Source organism: Streptomyces sp. NPDC058525, assembly GCF_042719495.1.
GTDB lineage: Bacteria > Actinomycetota > Actinomycetes > Streptomycetales > Streptomycetaceae > Streptomyces.
Genome location: NZ_JBHXNP010000185.1, coordinates 1 through 6,878 on the forward strand (window position 1 = coordinate 1; position 6,878 = coordinate 6,878).

A 6,878-nucleotide genomic window follows, 5' to 3' on the forward strand; every position below is an offset into this window, starting at 1 on the left:
GCGGAAGTCCTTGCGCTCGTCCGCGTCCAGGTGCCCCAGACGGGCGGCGTGCACCAGCTTCCCGATCGCGTACCACTTCAAGGCGAAGGAATGGCTTGTGTCCGCAGAGACCGTGTGCGGATGACCTCGTGTCGCGATTGAGCAGGCCAGGTGTCGATGCCTCATTCGCGACGCAGATCGTCGGTCGTGTTGCTTTCCGCGGGGTTTCCTGTGATGCGGATCACGTGCTGCTGGTGCTCGTGGGGCCGTGTTGTCAGTGAGGGCTGAGATCGTGCCTCCGTGAGCGAACTGGTTGAACATGTCGATGAGCATGACCGCGTGTTGGGGATAGTCGAGCGAGACGAGGCGGTGCGCGAGAACTGGCCGCATCGCATTGCAACGACGATCTGCCGTGATCAGGCCGGGCGGATCTTGGTGCTGCGGCGGTCCGAGACGATGTCCCGGTTCCCGGGCTACTACGACGTGATGGTCGGTGGCGCCGTGAATGTGGGCGAGTCGTATGAGGGAGCCGCGGCCCGGGAAATGTCCGAAGAGCTGGGCGTTCGTGTCCCCATGCGCTTCATGTTCAAGTTCCTTTGCCGACAGGGGATTAGCCCCGTGTGGTTTGGGGTGCATGAGGCTGTCGTGGCGGAACCCCTGGTCCCGGACCCGGGTGAGATCGGCTGGCGGGACTGGCTGACGTTGGACGAACTGCGCAAAGTTGTTGATCAATGGTGCTTTGTTCCGGGAGGGCGGGAAGCTCTGCGCCGATACCTGGAGTCCGGATCCGGCAGCAGTGCGGGCGAGCTGACAACCGGGTGATCGGCGATGCGGGTCGCCTCGGTTCAGGGCGGGCATTTCAGCTGCAGGACCCGATCACCGTGGTTCGTGATGCTGGAAGGCGCCTGACTTGGGTGGTTCCGGCTGAGGCTTCGCGGAGCCGGACGATCTCTTCGTGTTGTGCGGCGAGCCGGGCCAGGGCCTGGGTGCGGAAGTCGGTGAGCTCGTCGATCGTCTGCTCCGACTGGGCCAGCCGGTCCTTGAGCTTGGTGATCTCCGCCTTGAGTCGGATGATCTGGGCTTCGCGGGGGTCGGGGATCTCGCCGGCCTGGTGCAGGGCCTGGAGGCGTCGTTCGAACTCGACGCGAAGGTGAGCGTAGGGGCGGGTGCCGTAGAAAGCGGTGCGATCGACCGCGGCCTCGCTGGCGAGGGTCTTGATGTCGCATTTTCCGCCGGGCGGGATCTCGCCGCGCAGGAGCCGGTCCATGGCGGCCCGGATGCGGTTCTCGTTCTCGGTCCGCTGGGCTGCGGAGATTCTCATGCGGATTCCTCGTCCATGGTGTTGGCAGTGTCGATCTCGGCGACGACGCGGAGGGCCCGGTCGTAGTCGGCCTGGAGCCGGGTGCGTTCGGTCTTGCGTGTAGTGCCGAGCTGGCCGAGGAAGGTCTTGGTGCGTTCGGCGTGGTCGGCCCAGACGGGGCGATGGCAGGGGTGATGGGTGGCCTGCGGGCAGCGGGCGGAGTCACACATCCCGATCAGGGGACGGTCGGCGGTCGGGGTGCCGGCCAGTTTGAGGCAGAGTGCCCGGGACGGGTCGGTGAACCAGCAGTAGTTCGCGGGCCCGAGGTGAAGGACCTTGGCACGTTTGGTCAGCAGGTTGAGGACATCACGGTCACTGCGCTGGGTCTTGGGTGCCGTGGCTGCCGCCGGGTCGAGCTCTTCGTCGATGCAGGCGAAGAACTCGGTGAGGCTCCGGGCGCCGGGGCCGGCCGGGAGGATGCCCTGCTGGTAGTTTCGGAACTCGGTCAGGACCAGATCCAGGTTCCGATCGCTCTCGTGCTTGTTGACCTCGGCCAGCAACTCGGCCTGAGCCCCGCCAGGGCGGGAGGCATACCCTTCTGTAGTGGCCACTGCGATGTGCTTTAGGTGAAGCTTGGAGGCCAGCACGCCGCCCGGCCGGTAGGCCATTTCCAGGGCCAGCGTGCGACGCAGCCGCCTCAGATTGACCTGTCCATCGGGGATGGGAGCGAGTCCGAGGCGCTTTCCTGCCGGGGAGTTGACCCAGTTACGGAACCACTTGTAGCGGACGGAGAAGGCGAACCGTCCGAAGAGCAGGGCGCCGTCCTGCCGGTCGTCATGTAGGTCTTCTGCGAGTTCGACGGCGCGATAGACGGGCTCGATAACGACCCATTCGTCGTCGGTGCCGCCCAGCGGCTGCCCCTTGACGACCTTGCTGGCGAGCCGGTAGCGGGTGAGGCCGGGGACGGGCTGTTCGAGGGGCCGCCGGCAGCCGATACGGAGTTCCATCAGCTCGCTCGCGCGCATGCCGGAGGCCGTGGCCAGCACGATCATCGCGGCGGTGCGGACGATGCCGACCAGAGCGACGGCCTGGAGACGGTGCAGAGGCAAGGTCCAGGGCAATACGGACGAGGTGTCCGCTGTCGTGACCGCGGCGGCCTTCCGGGCGAAGACCTCCTTCACCCCGACCGACGCGACCGCGTCTTCCAGCGGGCCGCGCAGGCGGTGCATCCAGCGGGCCTCGAACTGGGTGATCCCGGCCTGACGTGCCAGGACTCCCGTGGCCACTGTCAGCAGGGGGTCATCGGGAGACCAGCCGCTGGCAAGCCGGTCGGCGACGTGGTGGCCGGCGAGCATCGGCAAAGGTGTGCACGTATCGCTGTACTCGCTCAGCAGCTCGGTGAACTCGGTCACCGGGGCAACGTGGACTGAGCGGAGTCCTGGTGCTTTGCGGGTGGAGAGCCTGTCGGCCTCCCGGATCTGCCGGGCGAGTTCGATAGCGTGCGGGCCCAGAGTGGCTGTCAGGAACAGGGCGGCGGCGAGCATCGGCTGCATGACGGCGTCGTCGACGGGCTGGGTCTTGTTCTCTGTCCGGCCGCAGGGCATTTCGGCGATGGCGGAGGCGGTGGCCCCGCCCCAGGGCCGCAGATCGGCAGGGACTCGGTCAGCGGTGAACAACTCGCGGTAGTTGACCAGGTCAACAGCGACTTGTGCGGCCCTGCGGCGGGTTCCCGGGCTCTGTTCGCCGACGACCGCGCCGTGCTCGTCGAGGACGTAGCGTCGGTGGGCCAGGTAGGCGTCGCAGATGTGGGTGTCGACCTGTGCGAGGCTCGACACTCCGTGCTCGGACAACCATCGGCAGAACCGGATGAGCTCATCCAGGCGGCCCGCGCAACTGCGCAGGTGCAGGGCGGTGCGATGGGCCCGGGGCAGCGGAGCGACCGCCGGGTGCCGTGGGGCGAGCATGGCCAGGACCAGCTCCTTGCCGACCAGCCGCCACCGGGCATCGGAGATGTCGGTGAAGTCGAAGCGGCGGGTGCAGAGGGCGAGTTGGACGGGCAGGCCGACGACGTCGGTGAAGTCCCAGACGTCGTCCTCGAACACCGGTCGGCTCACTCCCTCGGGGAGTGCGAGTCCGGCTTGGCGGCAGACATCGGCGCCGGCGAAGACCGCGGACCGGCCGTCGAAGGCGGGGGCAGTGGCGAGGGCGGTGGTCACGCGGTCATCTCCTCGGGTCGCAGGGGCAGCTCGTCGTCCTGGTCCTCGACACGGTGGGCCGCCGCGGCCAGCACGGCAGGGTCGAAGCGGTCCAGGACCTGCTGGACGCGGGTGGCATAGGGGCCGAAGACGGCCATGAAGTGGGCGGCGGGCATCTGCTGCCACTGCCGGGAGAAGAACGCTTTGAGCCGCAGCAGGTTGCCCGCGTGCCGGGGAGCGAAGACGGCCAGGGGGCAGAGCAGGCAGACCCAGGGCCGGGCCGGGCAGGGTTTCCCTTTCGGGCCGTGCAGCCCGGACAGGTGGTCCCCGCAGGCGGCGGTGAACACATCGCGCTGTCCGCCGACCAGCTCGGCGATCACGGCGTCATCCAGGTTCAGCTCGGCGACCAGTTGCGGGTAGCCGTTCGCCAGCGCGGCCGCGTCCTCTTCGGTGATCACGGTCGGCGGGTGAGCCCGGCGGAGCATGTCGTGCTGGGCGTCCTCGATGACCGTCTCGACAGCGTGCTGCTGAGCCGGAGTGGTGGCGGTGAGGTAGTGATCGCCCTCGACGTCCGGGCTGTGGTTCGGATCGATGGTGGCCCGCCCGCTGCCCGTCCAGGTGCTCTTGTCCCGCATGGCTTCGTGGGTGGTGCGGATCCGCGAACGGTGGATCTTGAGGGGCTGCCCGTCGTTCCCGACGACCGCATGGCGAAGGGCCCACCGCTGGACGGCGACCCGGTCGATCTGGCGGACGCGGCGGTCCCCACCGGCCCGGCTCACTCCCACCCAGAGTTTGCGGCGTTCCTCCGGTGTCACGAAGGTCCGCAGCAGTGCGGAGTGCGCGAGCCACTGTTCCAGCAGGCGGACCGCCCGGCGGGGCAGGTTCAGGCTCTCCGCCGCGGTGCGGCGCTTGATGTAAGAGAGCAGGACCGTCGAGTCGCCGGCCCAGTCGATGTCCTCGACCACCAGTTCGGCGATGCCGTCGGGGACGATGCCGGAGTAGATGCCGAACAGCAGCCGGTAGGCGATCAGCACGTCCAGGTGCGGGAAGACGGCCCGGGTCGCGTCGTGGAAACCGCCGCGGTTGCGGACCACCGCCGCCGAGACCTCCAGATGCCGGCCGAACTCACCGATGCTGACGGGCCCGACCCGGGCCAGCAGCCAGCGCAGATGGCCCGGCTCCCAGCCGCCTTCGAGGGGATGCCGTCCGTCGGCGGCATCCGCGAGGGCCCGGCGGTGGGCGGCGTACGAATCATCGACCAACGCCCGGCATACCCCGGTCAGCCGCTGCCATTCCTCCTCCGCATAGGGCGGCAACGACTGGCGGAAGGGCTGAATGTTGAAGTGCCGCCCGGCAGCAAGCTCCAGCACCCCCTCTCCGAGCATGCCGCCGCACTGGGCATAGCCCTCCAGCAGACTGCGGGTCATGGCCTCCAGCCTGGACGGGCTGGACATCCAGAACTCGGCCAGCTGCCCTCGCCGCAGCTGGGCGGCACCACCGGTGAAGCCCTGAGCGGCCAGGATGCGGACCATGCTCCGCAGCGACTGGACGTAGAAGTTGACGGTGCCTTCCGAGTCCGCGGTGCCGTGCGGATGGATCAGGTCCACGAGACCGATGGCCAGATCCCGGGCCAGACGCGGGTTGGGCAGTCCGTCCAGGCTGTAGTCCGCGCGGCTGCCATCGCTGAACACGCAGGTGAGGCCGAGGGGTTCATCGATCAGCATGGTCGGCATCAGAGGCCACCGTCCTCGGTCTCGTCGTCGAACTCGGCCGCGGCTTCCCGCTCGGCGACCGAGTCCTCGGTCAGTCCGGCAGCGGCTCCGGCCCCCTCGTATGCCTCCCGGTAGATGCGGGTCGTATCCAGGCGGCGGAGGTATTTTTCCGTGGTCAGGACGGTGGAATGGCCTAGAAGATCACGAAGCACCAGCAGCGGGTCCGCCTTGCTCAAGTAGAAGACGAGAGCGGCGTCGGCATCGGTGTCCCGCACGAGTTTCGCGGCCTGCCGGTAATGCCCGGTGACCAGGTATTCCAAGGTCCTCATGGAGAAGGTATGGCGACATCGGTGGGGCCAGACGTGCGGGAACCGGGGCTCGAAACGGGCCCGTATCCGGTCCGATGTGCGCTCGAAGACCGTGGCCCAGGCGGTGAACGGACCGCCGCCGTTCTTCACCGCCAGCAGGCACGAACCGCCCTCCGGGGCGACCAGGCGACGCCGCTCGGTTGGAGTCAGCGACTCCCAGGGGCGCCGGACCCCGTTGATCAGCCCGCCCCGCGCGTCCGGTTCGGTCACCATCAGCGGCTCACCCCAACGCCGCGGCGGCCGCCAGAGCGAGCCCTCCGCCGTGGCGGCCCGGTCCAGCTCGAGATAGTCGTGCAGCCCGGCCAGAGCCTCGTATGAAGTCCACGTGGTGCGGAACTTCTTGCCCTTGGTGATCCCGGCCGGCACCGGGAACGGGATCGGAACCGCGGTCGGCTCCGACGGCAGAGCAGGGATCTCCCAGGGCAGCAGGTAGCTGAACTCCTGCAGCCGCATCCCGGTGGCCAGCGCGTGATCCCCGACCGCCGCGTTGCGGGTCAGCTCCCGCCCGTGGAAACCGGTGTCCTGCGAGCCGTCCGGAGCCAGCCCGCGCAGCCCCTTGCGGAACAGCTCGGTGAAGTCCGGCTCCAGATACTTGATCGTCACGTGAGGCTTCGGGGTGCGACGGACCGCCAGATTCACCTTCACCTCCCGGCCGGTCCCGGCGAACAGAGCCCGCGCGGCCCGGTAGGTGAACGGCTCGGCCGTCGCGTACTCCTCGTGCATCGCCCACCGGTAGAACAGCGACAGGATGCTCATGTGCTGACCCCACGTCGTCGCCGCGAACCGGGCCTTCAACGGGCCCGCCGCCCGGTGCTCGGCGTACCGGCTCAACGCGGCCTTCAGCCGCACCCGCGAGTCGAACAGATCCACCCCGTGCTCGGCCAGGAACTCCATCCACTCCTTAACCACCCCCGCGTAGTTCTCCCACGAGCTCGGCGCCGGCGCCCCACTGGCCGGGAGCTCACGCAACCACCGGTTCACCACCGCCGTCGGACGCGGCGCAGCCGGGCCGTCCTCGAAGCGCAGATCGTCGTCGACGAGCACGGGCATCCCCTCGGGGATCAACGGCCGGTACTCGACGTCCCAGGACTGCCAGCCCCGGGACGAGAAGAAGTTCAGGATCATGAGCGCCGACAGTAGAAACACCACACAGTCGAGCGCAAAGCCCAAACACCCTGGTCAACTGCTCAGCCGCAGTCAATCGCCACACGGAAACTAAGCAGAGACAAAATGGCGGAGCATGTGGGCGGTGCAGGAGAACGACTCCAGGCCCAGGCCCTGGATCCGCTGGTTCGCGGTCTCGAAGGTGTGCTCCCAGCCCCGC

5 protein-coding genes are annotated in these 6,878 nt (G+C 68.4%); 1 reads left to right on the plus strand and 4 read right to left on the minus strand.

Annotation, left to right across the window (positions count from 1 at the left end; all coding sequences use genetic code 11):
* The first annotated feature begins 279 nt into the window (after positions 1–279).
* Complete coding sequence (locus ACFWP3_RS41175) at positions 280–801, plus strand: NUDIX hydrolase (RefSeq protein WP_384231974.1); 522 nt, start codon at positions 280–282, stop codon at positions 799–801.
* 37 nt (positions 802–838) lie between these two features.
* Here ACFWP3_RS41175 and ACFWP3_RS41180 read toward each other — a convergent pair whose 3' ends face one another.
* From ACFWP3_RS41180 to ACFWP3_RS41195, 4 genes are read right to left on the minus strand one after another with little or no spacing between them, the layout of a single operon-like run.
* On the minus strand, positions 839–1,300 hold the full coding sequence (locus ACFWP3_RS41180; RefSeq protein ID WP_384231977.1) for a hypothetical protein: 462 nt from the start codon (positions 1,298–1,300) through the stop codon (positions 839–841).
* Positions 1,297–3,495: a site-specific integrase gene (locus ACFWP3_RS41185; protein ID WP_384231979.1), complete on the minus strand. Its 2,199-nt coding sequence runs from the start codon at positions 3,493–3,495 to the stop codon at positions 1,297–1,299. The genes ACFWP3_RS41180 and ACFWP3_RS41185 overlap by 4 nt, the downstream gene beginning before the upstream one ends.
* Entirely contained in the window at positions 3,492–5,198 is a 1,707-nt protein-coding gene (locus ACFWP3_RS41190) for a hypothetical protein (RefSeq protein ID WP_384231981.1), read from the minus strand. The genes ACFWP3_RS41185 and ACFWP3_RS41190 overlap by 4 nt, the downstream gene beginning before the upstream one ends.
* A gap of 8 nt (positions 5,199–5,206) precedes the next feature.
* Complete coding sequence (locus ACFWP3_RS41195) at positions 5,207–6,679, minus strand: site-specific integrase (RefSeq protein ID WP_384231983.1); 1,473 nt, start codon at positions 6,677–6,679, stop codon at positions 5,207–5,209.
* Between the last annotated feature and the right edge of the window lie 199 nt (positions 6,680–6,878).